The sequence below is a fragment of the Ectopseudomonas oleovorans genome (genome assembly GCF_029845265.1).
Lineage (GTDB): Bacteria > Pseudomonadota > Gammaproteobacteria > Pseudomonadales > Pseudomonadaceae > Aquipseudomonas > Aquipseudomonas oleovorans.
The window spans coordinates 44,150-63,463 of the sequence record NZ_JAOCLK010000027.1 but is presented as its reverse complement, the minus strand read 5'-3'; the positions used below and the strand labels follow the sequence as shown (position 1 = coordinate 63,463).

General features: G+C 63.8%; 20 protein-coding genes, 1 other RNA gene and 3 pseudogenes. 8 read left to right on the top strand and 16 right to left on the bottom strand.

What is annotated here, in order from left to right:
- Positions 1-38 precede the first annotated feature (38 nt).
- The gene (locus tag N5J71_RS14705; RefSeq protein ID WP_003461095.1) at positions 39-488 is read right to left on the bottom strand and encodes an Hsp20 family protein; all 450 of its coding nucleotides are present in this window, start codon (positions 486-488) and stop codon (positions 39-41) included.
- Between the two features lie 246 nt (positions 489-734).
- Complete coding sequence (locus N5J71_RS14700) at positions 735-1,682, bottom strand: tRNA dihydrouridine synthase (protein WP_003461081.1); 948 nt, start codon at positions 1,680-1,682, stop codon at positions 735-737.
- A gap of 96 nt (positions 1,683-1,778) precedes the next feature.
- On the opposite strand from N5J71_RS14700, the gene N5J71_RS14695 reads away from it, so the two are divergent.
- Positions 1,779-2,174, top strand: coding sequence for a hypothetical protein (locus N5J71_RS14695; protein ID WP_003461080.1), 396 nt, complete (start codon positions 1,779-1,781; stop codon positions 2,172-2,174).
- A 6-nt stretch (positions 2,175-2,180) separates the two neighbouring features.
- On the opposite strand, the gene N5J71_RS14690 is transcribed toward N5J71_RS14695, so the two are convergent.
- The gene (locus N5J71_RS14690) at positions 2,181-2,630 is read right to left on the bottom strand and encodes an acyl-CoA thioesterase (protein WP_125874742.1); all 450 of its coding nucleotides are present in this window, start codon (positions 2,628-2,630) and stop codon (positions 2,181-2,183) included.
- Between the two features lie 203 nt (positions 2,631-2,833).
- Here N5J71_RS14690 and N5J71_RS14685 point away from each other — a divergent pair, with 203 nt between their 5' ends.
- Entirely contained in the window at positions 2,834-4,696 is a 1,863-nt protein-coding gene (locus tag N5J71_RS14685) for a sensor domain-containing diguanylate cyclase (protein WP_279917140.1), read from the top strand.
- Here N5J71_RS14685 and N5J71_RS14680 read toward each other — a convergent pair.
- Positions 4,666-5,313 (bottom strand): annotated as a pseudogene (locus N5J71_RS14680) (alpha/beta hydrolase); the annotation flags it as partial. The gene N5J71_RS14685 and the pseudogene N5J71_RS14680 overlap by 31 nt on opposite strands.
- 186 nt (positions 5,314-5,499) lie before the next feature.
- Here N5J71_RS14680 and N5J71_RS22565 point away from each other — a divergent pair.
- Positions 5,500-6,240: a reverse transcriptase family protein gene (locus N5J71_RS22565; protein WP_241197897.1), complete on the top strand. Its 741-nt coding sequence runs from the start codon at positions 5,500-5,502 to the stop codon at positions 6,238-6,240.
- Positions 6,241-6,250: 10 nt separating this feature from the next.
- Entirely contained in the window at positions 6,251-6,661 is a 411-nt protein-coding gene (locus N5J71_RS22560) for an RNA-dependent RNA polymerase family protein (protein WP_346244434.1), read from the top strand.
- On the opposite strand, the gene N5J71_RS22555 is transcribed toward N5J71_RS22560, so the two are convergent.
- The 3 genes and pseudogenes from N5J71_RS22555 to N5J71_RS14665 form a co-directional block, all read right to left on the bottom strand.
- Positions 6,650-6,922 (bottom strand): DUF6538 domain-containing protein, encoded by a 273-nt coding sequence (locus tag N5J71_RS22555; protein ID WP_371821457.1) that lies wholly within the window; start codon positions 6,920-6,922, stop codon positions 6,650-6,652. The genes N5J71_RS22560 and N5J71_RS22555 overlap by 12 nt on opposite strands.
- Positions 6,923-7,065: 143 nt before the next feature.
- Positions 7,066-7,162, bottom strand: an RNA gene (gene ffs, locus N5J71_RS14670) — signal recognition particle sRNA small type.
- A gap of 83 nt (positions 7,163-7,245) precedes the next feature.
- A pseudogene (locus tag N5J71_RS14665) lies at positions 7,246-8,856 on the bottom strand (methyl-accepting chemotaxis protein).
- Positions 8,857-9,138: 282 nt separating this feature from the next.
- On the opposite strand from N5J71_RS14665, the gene N5J71_RS14660 reads away from it, so the two are divergent.
- The gene (locus N5J71_RS14660) at positions 9,139-9,417 is read left to right on the top strand and encodes an HU family DNA-binding protein (RefSeq protein ID WP_003461063.1); all 279 of its coding nucleotides are present in this window, start codon (positions 9,139-9,141) and stop codon (positions 9,415-9,417) included.
- Positions 9,418-9,460: 43 nt separating this feature from the next.
- Here N5J71_RS14660 and N5J71_RS14655 read toward each other — a convergent pair whose 3' ends face one another.
- The 9 genes and pseudogenes from N5J71_RS14655 to N5J71_RS14615 form a co-directional block, all read right to left on the bottom strand.
- Positions 9,461-9,754 carry a copper-binding protein gene (locus tag N5J71_RS14655; RefSeq protein ID WP_003461061.1) on the bottom strand — a complete coding sequence of 98 codons (294 nt, stop codon included), beginning with the start codon at positions 9,752-9,754 and terminating at the stop codon, positions 9,461-9,463.
- A 19-nt stretch (positions 9,755-9,773) separates the two neighbouring features.
- Positions 9,774-10,268, bottom strand: a complete 495-nt coding sequence (locus N5J71_RS14650; RefSeq protein WP_003461059.1) for a cupredoxin domain-containing protein — start codon at positions 10,266-10,268, stop codon at positions 9,774-9,776.
- Between the two features lie 51 nt (positions 10,269-10,319).
- A complete protein-coding gene (locus tag N5J71_RS14645; RefSeq protein WP_206408005.1) occupies positions 10,320-11,732 on the bottom strand; it encodes a multicopper oxidase family protein in 1,413 nt (470 codons plus the stop codon).
- Positions 11,733-11,748: 16 nt separating this feature from the next.
- Positions 11,749-13,149: a TolC family protein gene (locus N5J71_RS14640; protein ID WP_279917139.1), complete on the bottom strand. Its 1,401-nt coding sequence runs from the start codon at positions 13,147-13,149 to the stop codon at positions 11,749-11,751.
- Positions 13,136-13,435 carry a hypothetical protein gene (locus tag N5J71_RS14635; RefSeq protein WP_075747131.1) on the bottom strand — a complete coding sequence of 100 codons (300 nt, stop codon included), beginning with the start codon at positions 13,433-13,435 and terminating at the stop codon, positions 13,136-13,138. The genes N5J71_RS14640 and N5J71_RS14635 overlap by 14 nt, the downstream gene beginning before the upstream one ends.
- A 74-nt stretch (positions 13,436-13,509) precedes the next feature.
- Entirely contained in the window at positions 13,510-13,905 is a 396-nt protein-coding gene (locus N5J71_RS14630; protein WP_279917138.1) for a hypothetical protein, read from the bottom strand.
- Positions 13,906-14,088: 183 nt separating this feature from the next.
- Positions 14,089-15,057, bottom strand: a pseudogene (locus N5J71_RS14625) (amino acid permease); the annotation flags it as partial.
- A 69-nt stretch (positions 15,058-15,126) separates the two neighbouring features.
- Entirely contained in the window at positions 15,127-15,729 is a 603-nt protein-coding gene (locus N5J71_RS14620; RefSeq protein ID WP_003461047.1) for a glutathione S-transferase family protein, read from the bottom strand.
- 107 nt (positions 15,730-15,836) lie between these two features.
- Positions 15,837-16,994 (bottom strand): aminotransferase-like domain-containing protein, encoded by a 1,158-nt coding sequence (locus N5J71_RS14615; protein WP_074859548.1) that lies wholly within the window; start codon positions 16,992-16,994, stop codon positions 15,837-15,839.
- 83 nt (positions 16,995-17,077) lie between these two features.
- Here N5J71_RS14615 and N5J71_RS14610 point away from each other — a divergent pair, with 83 nt between their 5' ends.
- From N5J71_RS14610 to N5J71_RS14600, 3 genes are all read left to right on the top strand, one after another.
- Positions 17,078-17,599: a MarR family winged helix-turn-helix transcriptional regulator gene (locus N5J71_RS14610; RefSeq protein ID WP_003461043.1), complete on the top strand. Its 522-nt coding sequence runs from the start codon at positions 17,078-17,080 to the stop codon at positions 17,597-17,599.
- A 187-nt stretch (positions 17,600-17,786) separates the two neighbouring features.
- Positions 17,787-18,311 (top strand): RNA polymerase sigma factor, encoded by a 525-nt coding sequence (locus N5J71_RS14605; protein WP_003461041.1) that lies wholly within the window; start codon positions 17,787-17,789, stop codon positions 18,309-18,311.
- Positions 18,308-19,267: a FecR domain-containing protein gene (locus N5J71_RS14600; protein ID WP_279917137.1), complete on the top strand. Its 960-nt coding sequence runs from the start codon at positions 18,308-18,310 to the stop codon at positions 19,265-19,267. The genes N5J71_RS14605 and N5J71_RS14600 overlap by 4 nt, the downstream gene beginning before the upstream one ends.
- Positions 19,268-19,314: the final 47 nt, after the last annotated feature.

Genomic DNA, 19,314 nt, shown 5'->3' with positions numbered 1-19,314 from the left:
AGGCGCCCCATGGGGCGCCCTCTCGGTCAGCTAGCGGCTCAGTTTTCCAGCGCAGGACGCTGGCTACCGATAGGAATACGCTTGGCCTTGGCCTCTTCCGGCACAATGCGTTCCAGCTCGACATGCAGCAGACCATTGACCAGATTGGCGCCCTTGACCTCGATATGGTCAGCCAGGCGGAAGGACAGCTTGAACGCGCGCTGGGCGATGCCCTGATGCAGGTAGCTGATGTTTTCAGCGCTGCGATCACGCTTGTTGCCGACCACGGTCAGCACGTCACGCTCGACCTGCAACTCCAGGTCATCTTCCTCGAAGCCGGCAGCCGCGACCACGATGCGGTAGTGGTCCTCGCCATGCTTCTCGACGTTGTAGGGCGGGTAGGAACTGCCAGCGTCATTGCTGCGCAGGGCAGATTCGAAAAGATCATTGAAACGGTCGAAACCGACGGACTGGCGAAACAGTGGGGCCAGGGACAGTACGTTACTCATGAGTATTCTCCTGAAAATTTCAGCAAGGTTCATATCGCGGAACCCGACTTCGGCATCCCGCAGTCGCTTATCTGAGGTCAGGTGGAGAATTTTCAAGCATCTGAAAAAATCGTTTACACAACACGGCGTTGCACTTCCATTGTGCAACGCTCCCTAGGCAGACGGCACCGCTCATGTAGGAGCCGCGCCCCGCGGCGAAGCGACAGAGCCTCTTCAAAGCAAGAGCTTCGCCCCGAGGCGGGGCTCCTACGGAGATAGCGCAAGCAGCTGATCGATACGCTCGCAATCCTGCTCGCGGCGCACCTCGGCAAACAGCGCAACGGCCTCCGGGTAGGTGCGCGTGAGCATCGCCAGCCACTGCTTCAGGCGCCCTGGCGCGTAGCGCGGCGCCAGCTTGCGCCGCGCCTGCTGCCAGAAATTGAGCAGCAGCGGCTGCAGCTCGGCCCAGCTCATGTCCTCGGGCTCTTCGCCAGCTCTGACCGCCGCGATCTGTCGCGCCAGCCCCGGACGGGACACCAGGCCACGGCCCAGCATGATGTCATCCACGCCGCTGATCTCGCGGCAGCGGCGCCAATCGTCCAGCGTCCACACCTCGCCATTGGCGAACACCGGTACGCCGACCACCTCCTGCACCCGCGCCACCCACTCCCAGTGCGCCGGCGGCTTGTAGCCCTCGACCTTGGTGCGCGCATGCACGACGATCTGGCTCGCTCCGCCTTCGGCCAGTGCGCGCGCACAGTCAAGCGCGCCCTCCTTGCCTTCGAAGCCCAGGCGCATCTTCGCCGTGACCGGAATCTCCGCCGGCACCGTGCGCCGCACTTCGCGGACGATGGCATGCAACAGTTCCGGCTCCTTGAGCAGCACCGCGCCGCCACGCGACTTGTTCACCGTTTTGGCCGGGCAACCGAAGTTAAGGTCGATCACAGGAGCGCCGAGCATGCAGGCGAAGGCGGCGTTGTCCGCCAGGCACTGCGGATCGGAGCCGAGAAACTGTACGCGCATCGGCGTACCGGCCCGGGTGCGTGAGCCGTTGAACAACTCGGGGGCCAGCTTGTGATAGGTGGCAGCCGGCAACAGCCGCTCGCTGACGCGAATGAACTCGGTGACACACCAGTCGATGCCGCCGATGCGGGTTAGCACGTCGCGCAGAATCTCGTCGACCAGCCCCTCCATGGGCGCCAGGGCGATTTGCATGAGGTTGTCCGGAAAAATGGGGTGCACAGTTTAAGGGGTCGCACGCGCCGCACAAGATGGGCGACACTGCCGCTGACGCCAAACGGAGGCTTTACTATGCGCCTGATCGCACCCGCCTTGCACGGCCTGTTCTGCATGGCCGCCCAAGCCAGCGATATCCCGCCCAGTGCTACTGAGCCGGCCCCCACCGATCCAGTGGCCGATGCACCGGCCCGGCTCATTTTCAGTCGCGACAACAACGCGCCGAATGCCTGCGATGTGGAGCTTTACGTCAACCAGCAGGTAGTGGCGAAACTTGGCCCCAGCGAGCAAACCAGCCTGGACCTGCCCAGCGGCGAACTGGGCGTCGCCGTGGCCATGTCGCCAGATGGCTATTGCGGCGGCCATGGATCGGATGTGGCGCAGTCCGTCATGCTGCGCCCCGGTGAAACCCGCCAGTTCGCCATCATGGTCGAGCCGGAGCAGGTATTTCTCGCGCCGTTGATCGACTGAGCGGCCTTACAGCTCCAGCGGGCAGGGCTGCATCAGTGCCTTGCCATAACCTTCGACGAACTCCGCCGGCATGCGCTTCGGGCGCCCACTGGACAGCTCAATGCAGACAAAGGTGGTCTTGGCGCGCAACAAGGTGGCGCCATCTTCCGGGCGCACCAGTTGGAAGCGCCGATCCATCTTCAGACGCTGGTCGGACTCGACGATCCAGGTCGCCATCTGCAGATGCTGCCCTTCGTAGGCGCTGGCGAGGTAGTCGATCTCATGACGCACCACGGCCATGGCGCGATCCAGGCGGCGGTATTCGACCAGGTCCAGCCCAAGGAACTGCGAGTGCCGCCAGGCGCAACGCTCCAGCCAACTGACGTACACCGCGTTGTTGGCATGACCGAGGCCATCGATGTCGTCTGCGCTCACTTCGATATCGATGACGAAGGGGTCGGGCAACTCCCAGTTCATGACTCTACCTCCAAGTATGCAGCCTGCATGTTGCAAGCCGGGTGATCCGATTCCAGAACGCGGCTGCCTGCTTCCTCGGCGGCCAGTCGATCAGGTGCCGCATGATACGCCGCACGACCTCTCCATGCAGCGCCGAGCTTTCATCGTGCCATCATCGCGCGCCATAATGCCGCGCGTTCGCCTGAGAGCCCGAGAACGAGCAATTGACTGCCGCCCTGCGCCTATTGATGCTTCTGCTGCTACCAGTACTGACCTGGGCGCAAAGCCTGCCGCTGCCGATTGGTCAGACGCAGACATTGCCCGGGCCTTACATGGCTTTCTGGGAAGACCCGGATGGCCGTGCCGACATCACCGATGTGCATGCACTGCCCGACTCCGCCTGGCAAGCAGTGGAGCGGCGCGATGCCAGCTTCGGCTACAGCGGCAGCACCTACTGGCTACGCCTGGACGTACACAACCCGCACAGCCGCTCGCTGGGCTGGGTACTGCTGATCGGCAATCCACTGCTGGATCAACTGGACGCCTACGGCCTGGACGGCGAACGCATCTACCGCGCCGGCGACCAGCGCCCCTTCGACTGGCGCTGGGTCGAGCACCGGCAACTGGTACTGCCTCTGCACGTAGTGTCTGGCGAACGCCAGCGCATCTGGCTGCGCATGCAAACCGACGGCTCGGCCAACCTCAGCGCCAGCCTGATGACCCGCGATGCCTTCGACCACCAGGAGCAGCGCAGCCTATTGCTACAGGGCCTGTTCTTCGGCGCCCTGATGGCAATGCTGATCTACAGCCTGAGCATTTTCTGCATCACCCGCGACCGCAACTACCTCTGGTACAGCCTGTTCGTCGCCAGCTTCAGTCTCTACCAGTTCATCCAGCTCGGCTTCGCCCTGCAATGGTTGTGGCCCAACGCGCTGGCCTGGCATCAACTGAGCTTCCCGCTCAGCTCCGCCCTGGCGACATGGTTCGGCATTCAATTCACTTACGGCGTGCTGGATCTGGACAAGGCCGCCAGACCTTATCGCTGGGTCGCCAATACGCTCAAGGCCTGCGCCTGGTTGGTGCTGGGCATGGCGCTGTTTGGCCCGTATGCACCCGCCCTGATCGGCAGCTTCGTGCTGGTGACCGCCTGCGCACTGGCCGCCTTCGTCATTACCCTGCTGCGCTGGCGCGGCGGTTACGCAGCCGCGCGCCTGTTCGCCCTGGGCTGGTTCGTGCTGATCGCCGCCAGCCTTGCCAGCATCCTCACCGGCACCGGACTGCTGCCCTACTCGCTGCTGACCCTGCATGCCCAGCAGATTGGCGGCCTGATCGAGATGACGGTGTTCTCCATCGCCCTGGCCTCGCGCATCCGCCAGGTGCAGCAAGCCGAACGCCAGGCTCAGGCCAAGCTGATCGACCAGGAGCGCCGCCTGCGCAGCGAACAGACCAAGCACTTGGAACTGCAAACGCAGATCAGCGAAAGCCTGGAACAGCGCGTACAGGAGCGCACCGCGACGCTGCAGGACACCCTGCAGCAACTGTCCAACGCCAACCTGCGCCTGGCCGAACTGAATCGACGCGACGGGCTTACCGGCCTGTTCAACCGCCAGACACTCAGCGAAGAACTGGCGCGCGCCTGCGCCCGCGCCCTGCGCAGCCGACAGTCACTGGCAGTCCTGATGCTGGATCTGGATCACTTCAAGCAGGTCAATGACCGCTACGGCCATCTCGCCGGCGATGCCTGCCTGCGCCATGCAGCCCAGCGCATCCAGCAGCGCCTGCGCAGCAGCGACTTGCTGGCACGCTTCGGCGGCGAAGAATTCGTCATCTTGCTCGACAGCACCGATCTCACCGGCGCACTCGACCTGGCCGAACAACTGCGCGAAGAGCTCGCGCTCAATCCCTGCCTCTACCAACAACAATCGATAGCGCTGAGCCTGAGCATCGGCCTGCATGCCGGCGTACCGAGCGACCCGGACTGCGGCGAGCACTGGCTGGAACTGGCAGACCGTGCCCTGTATCGCGCCAAGGCAAGCGGTCGTAACCGCGTGGTCAGTTACGAAGCCAACGCCTTCAACGACGCCTGAGGCACTTGCTCCAGCAGCTCGAGCACGGCCTGCAGAAGCACCGGATCACTCAGCAAGCGCTGATGCCCACCCGCAGGCAGACGCAGCAGCTGACTGTCGAACCAGGCCTGGTGGATCAGGTCGGCTTCGCCCACCGGCACCACCGGATCGTCCTCGGCATGCACGATCAGGCCCGGCAGTTCCAGCTGATAACGCTGCACATCGAGATGCGCCGCGGGGATGCCCGCCGTCGCTTCAACGGCGCGAACGAAATGCGCTCGTGCCTCGGCCGGCAGCCCCATGAATCGAGCGAAACCGCGCAACAATCCGAGGATGCAGCTCGGCGCGGCAACGGTCACCAGCGTCTCGCAGCGCAAGCCCATTTGTGTGGCCAGCAGCGCACTGGCGCCGCCCATCGAGTGACCGATCACGGCCAGCAGCGCCGGCAACTCGCTGGCGGCCTCGAGCAATGCACGCGCAAACAGCACCACATTGGCTTCTCGTCCAGGTGAACGACCATGAGCAGGCGCATCCAGTGCGATGACGCCATAGCCTGCGTCGACCAGACCGCGGATCAACAACGCAAACTGGGTTGGTCGCCCCTCCCAGCCATGCATCAGCAGCACTGTCGAGCCGCGTCGAGGATTACGAAGCGCTGCTGCCGTGGAACTGCTCACCAACGACTGCATCCTGACCCGCTAACCCTGCTGACAGTAGGTGGGGTTTATGGAGCGCTTAGTGCGCCAGTTAAAGCTGGCGAAGGATAGTCGATGAAAGTTCGATACTGGTAAGAAATGGCGAATCAACCAGACCCCGAGTCATGCATGTTGCACCGCGAGGTGCAGGGTGAAGCGTTGACAGGGGAAACCGATGGGCCAGCCATTGAGCCGCGAAATCACAAGTTCGGGATGCCGATGCTGTTAAGCGAAGCAGAAGGCAACACGGAGCATGGCGTTTTACGCCAGTCATGCACTGATCCCGCGCGGTCGGAGACCCTCTGCACGTCGGGAAGTCCTTCGCACAGAAACTGGGAGATCTCAGCGGCGCCCGGTGCGCAACCACCGGGCGGAGCAGGAAAGGCCAAAAGCTGTAACCCTGCTGTCTACGCCGCCGAGAAGTCGGATACGTCCGTAGTACCTGAGAAGCCATCGAACAAAGGGCCTGCCCCGGCGGAGGTGGTGGAGGAAAGGGACGTAGCCAAGGGAAACACCAACAAGCCTCCCGCGCCCCGGACACTGAGCCGGATCAGTTGCGCGTCGATGGGACTTGAAGGTGTACGTGAAGCAGCCCGAAGGAACAAGGGCATGCAGTTCACGGCTTTGCTGCACCACATCACACCGCAGTTACTGGCGCAGAGTTTCTATGCCCTACGCCGCGATGCAGCGGTAGGCGTGGACGGCTTGTCGTGGCGGGAATACGAGGAAGGTCTTCTCCAGCGGGTGACCGATTTGCACGCAAAGCTCCACAGCGGAGCTTATCGGGCAACACCATCACGACGGGTCTACATTCCCAAAACCGATGGCAGGCAACGTCCGCTTTGGCCGTTTTGCTGCGAGAAATCGTAGGAAGCGAAGCTTGGGTAAACCGGAAGCGTTTGACTTTCTGGGCTTCACACATTGTTGCAGCACCAACAGAAGCGGTGGTTTTCAAGTACTGCGACTGACGGACAAGAAGCGAATGCGTGCAACACTACTGGCCATTCGGGATGAGCTGAAACGTCGACGTCATGAACCCATCCGGGTTCAAGGGCAATGGCTCACTCGGGTGGTGAGTGGTTACCTCAATTACCACGCGGTGCCGGGAAACCTGATACGTCTTGGTGGTTTCCGTTCGGCGGTCTGCCGCCTCTGGCGGCAAGCCCTCAAACGTCGCAGCCAGCGTAACCGGCTCCAGTGGTCACGCTTTGGTCGTCTCGCAGACATCTACATACCGAAGCCCAGAATTGCACACCCCTATCCGGAGGAACGCTTCGCGTCACGAACCTGAGGCAGGAGCCGTATGCGGTAGTTCCGCACGTACGGATCTGTGCGGGGGGCGGCAGGTAACTGCCGTCCCTACCGCGACCCGCCTCCCAAGCACCACGTAGGGAGTCGAGGGATGGCCGAATGCTTGGAATGCCTGGGTGTAGAGCTGCTGAACCTGCAGAAGCAATTCGCGCCCACGGATCAGCGCTTCGCGCTTGCAGCGTGTCTGCAGTGAACGGCGGATCTCGGAACAAGGGAAAAGCGGACGCAGAGCTCCAGGCACCACAATCCTGAAATAGAAGATCGAGTGTCGGGATAACCAGAGGTAAGAAGGGACGGAAGACACGGTGGATCACCCTATGGATCACTGGCGTGATCAGAGCGAAAAAACCGTTAGAAATCAAGTAGATACATCATGGAGGCGAACCCTGCCAGCCACACCCCGGCACACGATGTTCCCGCTGTGGCTGCTCCCTTCCGGGCCTGACCAGGTTCACGGGTAATCGTTGCGAGGGGACCGACAGGGCCCACCATAACGAAGCCCGTCATTGCGACGGGCCGCGCCATTGTAACGACTAAACGCAAACTTACAACTGCTTCAAACACTTAGACGCGGAAACGGCCCACCAACTGAGCCAGGCCATGGGACAGCTCGGACAGATGCTGGCTGGCCCGCGTGCTCTGCTCGGAGGTCTGTGCCGCCTCGTTGGACAGATCACGAATATCACTGATGTTGCGTGCGATCTCTTCGGTAACGCTGCTCTGCTCCTCGCACGCCGTGGCGATCTGCGCGGCCATGTCATTGATGCGCTGCACCGAATCACCGGTTACGCTCAACGCCTGATCCACGCCCGCCGCCTGCTCCACGCTCTGCCGTGCCCGCGCGCTGCCCGAATGGGTGGCCTTGACCGCGTTCTGCACACCGATCTGCAGACGCTCGATCATCTGCTGAGTATCCTTGGCGGACTCCTGAGTAAGCGCGGCCAACGCGCGCACTTCATCGGCTACCACAGCAAAACCACGGCCCTGCTCGCCTGCCCGCGCCGCCTCGATGGCAGCGTTTAGCTCCAGTAGGTTGGTTTGCTCGGCAATACCCTTGATCACCGCCAGTACGGCACCAATATTGGCGGTTTCCTGCTCCTAGGTCTGAATGGTAGTGGAGGCACTCTCCACTTCCTGTGTCAACTGGCGGATGGAGTGTATGGTGGCTCCCACCACCTCGGCTCCCTAACGCGACTGCACTTCGGCCTGGCGCGCCGCATCAGCGGCATTCTGCACATTGCGCGCCACCTCATGCACCGCTGCGCCCATCTCGGTTGCAGCCGTGCTGACCTGATCTACGGCCACATGCTCGCTACTGATGAGGCGGTCATTAGCGGTTGCCATTTCTGCCAGGCTTTGCGCTGAGTCGGCCACCTCCCCGGTGGCCCTGCCCACTTCCTTGATCAAGGGCTGCAGCTTGTCGAGAAAGCGATTGAAGGCGTGACTGAGCTTACCCAACTCATCTCTGGACAGCACATCCAGACGCACCCGCAGATCACCATCCCCATCGGCAATCTGCTCGATGCGATGCAGCAGGCTGTGCAGCAGACGCGTAACCAGCAGCGGGAAGCCCACTATCAGCACCAGACACACCAGCAGGCCTATGGCGATCAGTAACCCCTGCTGCCAGACCAGCGCATCGCCACGTGCTATGGCATCGGTACCCACCGCATTGGCTGCGCCATCTTCCAACTCGCCAAGTTTGTCGATGGCGGTACGTGCCTATTCGAATTGCGCCTCACTGTCAGCAAAACTCAGTCGGCTGGCGCTCTCCGGGTCACTCGAACTCATTTCCAGCACACGCAGAGACATTGCCTTCCAACGCTCATAGCCACGGTCAAACTCGGCCACCAGGGCAAGCGCCTCATTGCCGGGCTGCATGGCGGCGAACTTGTGCACACGGTCATACGCCTGCTGCAGATTTTCAGCATGGACAGCGCGCAACTGGTCGGCATACCGATGCGCACTCTCATCAAGCAAGCTGCGCTCGGCAACGAAAGCCTAATAGAGATCCCCGTCGGCATTGAGCAACAGGCTGACAGCTGGCAAATGGCGATTGGTCAGCGTCGTGCTGGACTCGGCAACCTGAGTGATGCCACGACCCCCCATCGCCACCAGCAGAATCGGCAGAGCAATCTTCCAGCGAAAACCAAGATCAGCGAATACACGCAACATGATGGCACTCCAGCATGACATTACCAGCAACTGCTTAGTCGAGCCTTGCCAGGCTGCTGCATACCCTGACAAATCGCAGCTGAACGCAGCGGACTGTGCCTGCCTGAATGCTTGCGATTTTCTACTCATGGGCTGGAACCACAGGGGCCGATGCGACACTAAGCCCTACCGGAAGGGCTTTCAGGACACTGCCGAGCCTTACCTTTTGTGCTAGCGTTCCCATGTTTTCGGCTGTGCGGCCCTGCCCGCGCCGAACCTCTCACCTGCAAACGGAGTTACATCATGGCAATCACCAAAGACCAACTGATCGGCGACCTGGCCGAGGCCACCTCCCTGCCGAAAGCCAGCGTACGCAATCTGCTCGACCAGTTGGCAGAGATCGTCGGCGACGCGCTGGAAAACGACGGTGAGATCACCCTGCCGGGTATCGGCAAACTGAAGGTAAGCGAGCGCCCGGCACGCACCGGCCGCAACCCGCAGACCGGCAAAGCCATCGAAATCGCTGCCAAGAAAGTGGTCAAGCTGGTACCTGCCAAGGCCCTGACCGACGGCCTGAACTGAGTGTTCGCCAGCCCAGGCGCAATGCCTGGGCCGGCTCTCCTGGCTACTCCACTACCTGCAGTTCGGTAACGATGTAACGGTTACCCTGCTGCTGCACTTGAAACTTCACCTTCTCTCCGGCTGAAACCCCTTCCAGTAGTTCAGGCTTCTCGACTTCGAAGACCATGGTCATCGGCGGCATGCCGATACTGGCGATGGGGCCGTGACGCAGGGTGATCTTCTGCGCGGCGGCGTCCACCTTGCGCACCTCGCCCTGGCTCAGCGGCGCGGGGGCGGCGGCCTGCAACGGCAGGCTGAACAGGGCGGTCAGTGCCGCGATTAACAATGGTTTCTTCATGCGTGTTTCCTCTCGTAGGTCAGTCGGCCTGCACCTGGATGGTGCCGACCATGCCGGCCTGGTAGTGGCCGGCGATCAGGCAGGCGAAATCGAATTCGCCGGCGCGGTTGAAGGTCCAGATCATCTCGCCGCTCTGCCCCGGCGCCACGTGGGCCATATAGGGCTCGTCGTGCTCCATACCGGGAAAACGCAGCATTGCCTCGGCATGTTCATCCAGGGTTTCGCGGGTACCGATGACGAACTCGTGGAGGATCTTACCGTCGTTGTGGTGGACAAAACGGATGGTTTCGCCCTGCCTGACCTGTAGCCGATCCGGAGTGAAGCGCATCTGATCGGTCATGCGGATCTCGATGGTGCGGTCGACTTCGCTGGCATGGCCGGCGATGCCCCAGGGCTTCTGCTCCCTGATCGTTGCGGCGGCCTGATGGCCCTCGTGCGCCTCGCTGTGGGCCAGCGCTGCCGGGCTGCCGAGCAGCCCGATCAGGGTCAGAACCAGTAACTGTGCTGTTTTCATCTGTGAATCCTCGCTTGCTATGGGAACCGGGCCGCGTGGCGGCCCGCCCCGTCAATGCCCGGCATGACCGCCCGGCTTGCGTACCTGCACTTCCACCGGCGCCTCGAGCGGCTGCTTGAGCGGCATCGACTGGCCGCCGCCGTCGTGCGAGCGGCTCGGGTTGGCCAATGCGCCCTTCCACTCATAGGCCACCGTGCCGGCCGGATGCTCGAACCAGCCCGGGTCGCGGTAGTCGCCGGCGGCTTGCTCCTTGCGCACCTTGAGCATGGTGAACATGCCGCCCATCTCCACCGAGCCGAAGGGGCCGTCGCCAGCCATCATCGGTACGGTGTTGTCGGGTAGCGGCATCTGCATCTCCGCCATGTCGGCCATGCCGCGCTCGCCCATCACCATGTAGTCGGGCACCAGTTTGGCGATCTTGCGGGTCATGTCGCGGTGATCGACGCCGACCAAAGTCGGCACGTCGTGGCCCATGGCGTTCATGGTGTGGTGGCTCTTGTGGCAGTGCAGTGCCCAGTCGCCCTCCTCGTCGGCGATGAACTCGAGCTGGCGCATCTGCCCCACCGCCACATCGGCGGTCACCTCCGGCCAGCGCGAGCCGACCGGGGTCGGCCCGCCGTCGGTGCCGGTGACCTCGAACTCGTGACCGTGCAGGTGGATCGGGTGGTTGGTCATGGTCAGGTTGCCGACGCGCAGGCGCACGCGCTCGCCCTGGCGCGCCACCAGCGGGTCGATGCCGGGGAACACCCGGCTGTTGAAGGTCCACAGGTTGAAATCGAGCATCTCCATGATCTTCGGCGTGTAGGCGCCCGGCTCAATGTCGTAGGCGCTGAGCAGCAAGCAGTAGTCGCGGTCCACCTCGGCGATCAGCGGGTGGTGCTCCCTGGGGTGGGTGACCCAGAAGCCCATCATGCCCATGGCCATCTGCACCATCTCGTCGGCGTGCGGGTGGTACATGAAGGTGCCGGGACGGCGGGCGACAAACTCGTAGACGAAGGTCTTGCCAGAGGGAATCGCCGGCTGGGTCAGGCCCGTCACACCGTCCATGCCGTTGGGCAGGCGCTGGCCGTGCCAGTGGATGCTGGTGTGCTCGGGCAGCTTGTTGGTAACGAAGATGCGCACCCGGTCGCCCTCCACCACCTCGATAGTCGGCCCCGGCGACTGGCCGTTATAGCCCCACAGGTGGGCCTTGTAGCCGGGCGCCAGCTCGCGTACCACCGGCTCGGCGACCAGGTGGAACTCCTTGACCCCGTTGTTCATCCGCCACGGCAGGGTCCAGCCGTTGAGGGTGACCACCGGGTTGTAGGGCCGCCCGCTGCCCGGCTGCAGCGGCGGTTGGGTGTCGGCGCTGGCCTGTAGCACCGGTTCGGGCAGGGCCGCCATGGCCACCCGGCTGACCGCCGAAGTGGCCACCGCAGCGCCGATGGCGCCGGCCCCGAGAAAGAAATCGCGTCGTGAAACCATCTGGGAAATTCCTTGTTCAATGGCCGGCGGCGGCCGGCTCGGCAGCAGCGGCAGGCGCCGCGCCGAGCGAGGGATTGGGGGCACCCAACAGGGCCATGTCGAGGTCGGCGCGCGCCAGCCAGAAGGCGCGCTGCGCCTGCAGGTAGCCATCCACCGCCTGCACCTGGCGGCGCGCATCGGCGAGCAGGTCGAAGGTGCTGATGAACATGCCGTTGTAGCGCAGCAGGTTTTCCTCGGCGATGCGCTGGCGCAGCGGCAGCACCTCGGCGCGGTAGTGCTGCGCCAGCTCGAAGGCGTTGCGGTAGGCGTGGTAGGCCTCGCGCACCTGCGAGCGGGCATTGATCGCCGTTTCGGCGGCGCGGTTGAGCGCCTGGCGATACTGCGCCTCGGCGCGCGCCACCTTGGCACCGCTCCAGTCGAACAGCGGCAGCTCGACGCTGATTTCGTAGCCGCGCTGGGTCGGCTCCTCGTTGGAGCGGTTGTTGACCACACCCAGCTCCAGCACGTTGATGAAACGCGTGGTGCGGGTCAGGCCGAGGTTCTGCGCCAGGCGCTCGGTATCCAGGCGCACGGCCTGGATGTCCTGGCGCTGGTTCATGGCCAGGCGCTCCACATCCGGCAACTCGTCCGCGTTTTTCGGCAGCGCCGGCAGGCGTTCGGGCAGGCGGTAGTCGAGCTGCTCGCCCCACAGGCCGAGCAGGCGAGTCAGCTGCTCGCGGCTGCGCACCCGCGCCTGTTCGGCCTGCAACAGGCCGATGCCGGCCTCGGCGTAGAAGTTCTGCTGCTCGGCCTGCTGCAGCTTGCTGAAGTTGCCCACCGCGGCCATGCGCCGGGCCAGCTCGGCGCCGGCTTCGGCGGCGGCCAACACCTGCCGCGCGTAGACCAGGCTCTCCTCTGCGGCGACCGCCTGGTACCAGGCCTTGCGCGTCTCGCTGGCAAGCTCGAACACCGCCAGGCTGGTCTGCCGCTGCAGTTGCTCGAAGCGCCGACCCTCCAGGCGCGAGGTCAGCGGCAGGGCGATCAGCCGCGCCAGATTCAGGTGCAGGCCGCGCTCGTATTCGACCTCGCTGCCCTTCTCCAGGCGGCCGTAGGAGAAGCCGGGATTGGGCAGGCGCCCGGCCTGCACCCGTTCGGCCTCGCCGATGCCCAGTTCGTCGAAAGACGCCTGCAGGCCGCGGTTGTTGAGCAGCGCCAGCTGCACCGCGGCATCCAGGCTCAGGGGTTCGGCCAACAGCTCGGCGACGCGCGCCTCGATCTGGCTGCGCCCGGCCTCGTCGCGGGCCCACAGCAGTTGCTTGTCCAACTGGCGCTCGGCGCTTTGCTGCACCGGATCGAAGCCGCTGTCCTGGCTGAAGCCGGCGCATCCGGCCAACAGCAGTGCGGCGCAGAGCAGTACGGCGGGTTTAATGGTGAGCATGGCCACCTCCCTCGACGGGCTCGGCGCCCTGCTCGGCCGGCTGCTCCCAGCCTTCCATGCTGTAGGTGCGCCAGCCGCCGATACGGCCGACCAGATCGTTGGCCGCGCGCCAGTCCTGCAACGGCTCGTCGGCCTGGGCGCGGTAGTCTTTCAGAGGGGAACGGTAATCCTGCGCCGGCACGGCGGCGTTGGCGTCCAGCGGGTCAGGCTGGGCCGCCATCAGGATGCCGGGCAGCGCCAGGGCAGCGATGCCCAGCAGCCTTCCGGCAAGGGAATGCAAAGTCATGATGTGTTCTCGCGTACGGCGGCCAAGCGACCGCGTGAGCTACAGGCGCCGCAAGGCGGCGCTACCTAAGGGGCTCAGGCGAGAGAAAGACGCGGGGGGCGTTCGGGCGTGTCGGCCACGCCGACGATAAGGCGGTCGAGCCAGGCTGCGGCCGGCTCGGCGGTTTGCAGGGCGGAATCTTTCAAAAACGCTTGACCGGGAGCCGCGACCCCGACACAGAAGGCGCACAGGGTACAGAGGCTGCCAGCGGCAGGAACCTCGCTGCTGGCCACCGAGGCGGCGTCCTGATGCGCGCCATGCGCGCTGTCGGCCGTCATGTCGTGGTGCCCGCCATGCTCGCTGCCGCTTATCTGCAGGGCGCCGCTGCGATGCACCAGCTCACACAACTGCATGCCGAGCGCCGCCATGGCCTGTGCCGGCAGGGCCAGCATCAGCATCCAGATCAGGGCGGTACGCAGGGTCTTGCGCATGGGGGTGGCGAAGCCAGAGTCAAAGGGCGATGGGACGAATTATCCACGCGCGGCCGCTTTGTCCAGCGCTACAAACTCAGATGCCCGGCATACAGGCCGTAGCCGGCCTACGGCCGCAGTCAGCAATACGGCGGCGAAGATCGGCCATTCGTAGCGGGTGAACAGCACCTTCCCCTGCGCGCACTTGGCCTGGCGAAACAGCAGCGCGCCCGACGCGCAGAGCAACGCCGACAGCATCAGGTACTTGACCCCGCCGGCATACAGCAGCCAGATCGCGTAGCCCACTGCCAGCAGGCCGATGGCCAGATCCTTGCGGCGCAGCCCGGCCAGGTCTTCATAGGTTTCGCTGCACAGCGCCAGCAACAGTGCATAGACCGCCGACCACAGGTAGGGCACCAGAATCATCGACGATGCCAGATAGATGAGCGACAAGTAGGTGCCCTGGGAAAACAGGGTGATCAGCAGGAACAGCTGGATCATACCGTTGGCCAGCCACAGCGCGTTGACCGGCACCTGATGGGCGCTTTCCCGGCGCAGGAAGGCCGGCATGGTGCCGTCCTTGGCACAGACGAAAAGGATTTCGGCGCACAGCAGCGCCCACTGCAACAGCGCACCGAGCAGCGACACCGCCAGGCCGACAATGACGATAAACAGCAGGATCGGCACCAGCTTGGCCACGGTGGTGATCAGGTTGATCAGCGCCGCCTCCTTGATACCGCGCAGCACCAGGACATGCACGCACCACAGCACCCCCGAGGCGCAGACGATGGCCAGTGGCGTGTTGCCCTGGCCGAAGGCCGGGACGAAATCCCCCAGGGTCGAGAACAGCAAGACGAAGTAGCCGACATTGCCCAGCCAGGCGCTGATCCAGTAACCCCAGGCCGAGGAAAAATCCATGTAATCGCCGAGTCCCGCCTTGGCGTAGACGTACACCCCGCCATCGAGCTGTGGCTTACGATTGGCCAGGTTCTGAAACACGAAGGCCAGCGCCAGCATGCCCACCGCGGTAATACCCCAGCCGATCAGCACGGCGCCGACGTCGGCCCGCGCGGCGATGTTCTACGGCAGCGAGAAGATCCCGCCACCGACCATCGAGCCCACCACCAGCGCGGTCAGCGACCCCAGGCCCAGCTTGCGGCTTCCTTGCGACATGGCGGCGCCCTCTTGCGGTTACCGCCAAACTCTAGTCGAGGCCGGCCGCCCTGCCAGCCTCGAAGGCACTCAACCCAGCATGGTCACATGACGTGGATGACTGGCGACGCGATCAAGCCAGGCGCGCACCGCTGGAAAGGCTTCGAGACTGAAGCCGCCCTCATGAGCCACGTGCGTGTAGGCATACAGGGCGATGTCGGCGATGGAGTAATGCTCGCCAACCAGATAGGGCGTGCGTTCGAGCTGCTTCTCCATCACCTTCAGGGCCTTGTAGCCGAGCTTCAGGCAGCGCGCGTGCTCCTCGCGGCGTTCCTCAGGCATGCCCTGGTAGAGCTGGATGAAACGCGCCACCGCAACGTAGGGCTCGTGACTGTACTGCTCGAAGAACTGCCACTGCAGCACCTGGGTGCGCAAGCGCGGCTCGGTCGGCAGAAACTCGCTGCCATCGGCGAGGAGGTTGAGGATGGCGTTGGACTCCCACAGACAGGTACCGTCTTCCAGTTCCAGCACCGGGATCTTGCCGTTGGGGTTCTTGGCCAGAAAGGCTTCGCTCTGTGTCTCGCCCTTGAGGATATCAATGGGAATCCACTGGTACTCCTTGTCCTGCAGATGCAGCATCAGCTTGACCTTGTAGCAGTTACCCGAGCGGTAATCGCCGTAGACCATGAACATTGCGTTGCCCTCCCCGTATTTCCTTCTTTTACCTGTAGGAGCCGGCTTGCCGGCGATCCGTCTTAGCAAGCGCATTGCCAGCAAGCCGGCTCCTACGCTACAAGCTTCTACTTCGCCTGTGCCTCTTGAATTACCGTCGCCAACCGGCGCAGCCCCTCGCTCAGGCGCTCCGGCGCCACGTGGCTGAAATTCAGTCGCAGGTGGCCTGGGTTGGCGTCCGGATCGATGAAGAACGGCTCGCCCGGCATAAAGGCGACGTTCTGCGCCAGCGCCGCGTCGAGCAGCGTGCGGGTGTCGAGCGGCTGCTTGAGGGTCAGCCAGAAGAACAGGCCACCCTGAGGGATTTCCCACTCGGCCAGGTCGGCGAAGTGCTCCAGCAGCGCGGCCTGCATGGCGTCGCGGCGAATGCGGTAGAAATCGCGCAGCTCGGCCAGGTGGCCGCGGTACTGCTCGCTGCCCAGCCACTGCAGCGCCTGCCACTGACCGATGCGGTTAGTGTGCAGGTCAGCCGACTGCTTCAGACGCAGCAGGTGCGGATACAGGTCCTTGGTGGCGATCAGGTAGCCGACACGCAGGCCCGGCAGTAGCGTCTTGGAAACGGTACCGGTGTAGATCCAGCTGGCCTGCTTGAGGCGGCTGACGATGGGCGTGGCGCTACCGGCATCGAACACCAGCTCGCGGTACGGCTCGTCCTCGATCAGGGTCACGCCGAACTCGTCGAGCAGGGCCGCCACGGCTTCACGCTTGGCTTCGCTGTAACGGGTGCCGGACGGGTTCTGGAAGGTCGGGATCAGGTAGGCGAAAGCCGGCTTGTGATTCTCCAGACGCTGACGCAGAGCCGCCAGTTCGGGGCCGTCGGCCTCCTGCGGTACGCTGATGCAGTCGGCACCGAACAGTTGAAAGGCCTGCAGGGCAGCCAGGTAAGTCGGCGCTTCGAGCAGCACTTCGGCGCCCGGATCGATGAACAGCTTGGAGGCCAGGTCCAGTGTCTGCTGCGAGCCGCTGACGATCAGCACCTGGCTGGCATCGCAAGGCACGCCCAACGCCCGTGCTTCGGCGGCGATGGCTTCACGCAAGGCTGGCTCGCCTTCGCTCATGCCGTACTGACCCATGCTCGCCGGCATCTCGGCCCAGTCCACCTTTGGCAGCATCGGTTCGGCCGGCAGACCGCCAGCGAACGACATCACTTCCGAACGCTGCGCCGCGGCAAGAATTTCACGAATCAGGGAGCTTTTCAGGCGGGCGATGCGTTCGGAGAAGGCCATGGAATGTCCTGGGGTGCAAAAGTTATTGGAATTAAGTCAAACTGCTTGACCGAAACTACGCCTCCAACCAGAGATACGTCAATATGACTGACCTAAAAAATTTCTCCGAGAAATTTTTGACGTCGCCCGCCGAGGGCACGCAGGCCGGCCGTCACGGCGCGCAGCTGATCAAGAACAGCACAGCTCAGCAGGCCGCCATGGAGGCTTTCTTCTTCGGCTATCAGGCTTTCACCGCCAAGCCGGACGAAATGCTGGCCAAGCGCGGGTTGTCACGCGTGCACCACCGCATTCTGTTCTTCATCGCCAAGTACCCGGGCCTGAACATGACCGAGCTGCTGGGTTACCTGGGGGTGAGCAAACAGGCGCTGAACATGCCGTTGCGCCAGTTGATCGAGATGGACCTGGTGCAGAGCGAAGCTGCCGCGGACGACAAGCGCAAGCGTGTGCTGGGTTTCACCGCCGAGGGCGCCAAGCTGGAACAGGCCCTGCGCCGCGAGCAGGCGCGCCTGCTGCAACGCGTGTTCGGCGAGATGGGTGAAGAGGCCGTGCAAGGCTGGCTGGCCGTCAATCACGCCCTGGCACGCAGCCGCCAGGAACGCACCTGAGCATCGTCGTCACGCCCCCGTAGCTCGCGAACCCCTTTGTTCGCGAGCAGAGCTCGCTCCTACCGATTCAGCCTGCCTTTCCACTCCCCCACACCACCGGTCATACCACGCCAACGCGTGATTGCACCCTGACACGACCTCTGCAATCATATGCGAATCATTATCACCTTAACTTAGATCTCGCGAGGTGCGCGTGTCGGTTCAGGATTCCAGCAACCAACAGCTGGTCGGTCTGCTTTATCGCGATCACCGTGATTGGCTGTTCGGCTGGCTGCGCAAAAGCCTGAATTGCGCGCAGCGCGCCGAAGACCTGAGCCAGGACACCTTCGTCCGCCTGCTCGGTCGCGCTGACCTGCATAGCCCACGCGAACCCAGAGCCCTGCTCACCACCATCGCCAAGGGATTGCTTGTCGACCAGTTCCGCCGCAACGCGCTGGAGCGCGCCTACCTGGAAGCGCTCGCGCAAGCTCCAGAAGCAGTGCAGCCCAGCCCGGAAGAACAAACCCTGGCATTGGAGCAACTGGCCGAGATTGACCGCCTGCTCGGCCAGCTGTCGAGCAAGGCACGCGCGGCGTTTCTCTATAACCGCCTGGATGGCCTAGGCCACGCCGAGATCGCCGAGCGCCTTGGCGTGTCGCCGTCCCGCGTGCGCCAGTACCTCGCCCAGGGCCTGCGCCAGTGCTACGTCGCGCTTTACGGAGCGCCGCAATGAGCCATGTCTCGGCTCGCGTGCTCGATGAGGCCATCGCCTGGCAGCTGTGCCTGGACTCTGGCGAAGCCAGCGAGCAGCAACGCCATGACTTCGCCGACTGGCTGGCCGCTCACCCGGAGCATGGCCTGGTCTGGCAACGCCTGGGCCGTATCGACCAGCAGCTTTCTGCCGCCAGCGCGCCGATGGCACGACGCGCCCTGTTGCAGAGCAGCGTCAGCCGTCGCCGCAGCCTGCGCCGTATCGGCGGCAGCGCCCTGAGCCTGCTGCTGGCAGCAGGTGTAACACTGGTGCTGATGGCTCAGCAGCGCCCGCTGGGCGATTACCTCGCCGACTACCATACCGCCAGTGGAGAGCAGCGCGACCTACTGCTCGCCGACCGCAGCCAGGTACGCCTCAACAGCCGCAGTGCGCTGGATATCGAATTCGACGAAAACGAACGCCGCCTGCACCTGCACAGCGGCGAAATTCTGATTCAGACCGCCAAGGGCGATAGCCGTCCCTTCATCGTCGAGACGGAGCAGGGACGCTTGCGTGCGCTGGGTACGCGCTTTCTGGTACGGCGTGAAGGCGCCGTGACCGAGCTGATCGTGTTGCAGTCGGCAGTCGCCGCCAGGCCGCTGGCCGGTTCACAGGAACGCATTATCCACAGCGGCGAACAGGTGCGCATGGACAGCCAGCACCTCAGCGCAAGCCACCCTGCCCCCATCGGTGCCGACGCCTGGAGCCGCGGCATGCTGGTGGCGGACAACCTGCCCCTGCAGCGCCTGATCGATCAGCTCGGCGAATACCGCAGCGGTTACCTGAGCCTCGATCCGAGCCTGGCCGATCTGCGCATCAGCGGCAGCTTCCCATTGCACGACAGCGACAAGGCACTGGCCGCTGTCGCACTGAACCTGCCGGCGCGCACCGAGCAACTGAGCCCCTGGTGGACCCGCGTGCTACCGGCGGAAAAATAATTTTCCCCGCCCCTGTCACTTTTCCTTCCTGCTTCGGCAAAAGGGCA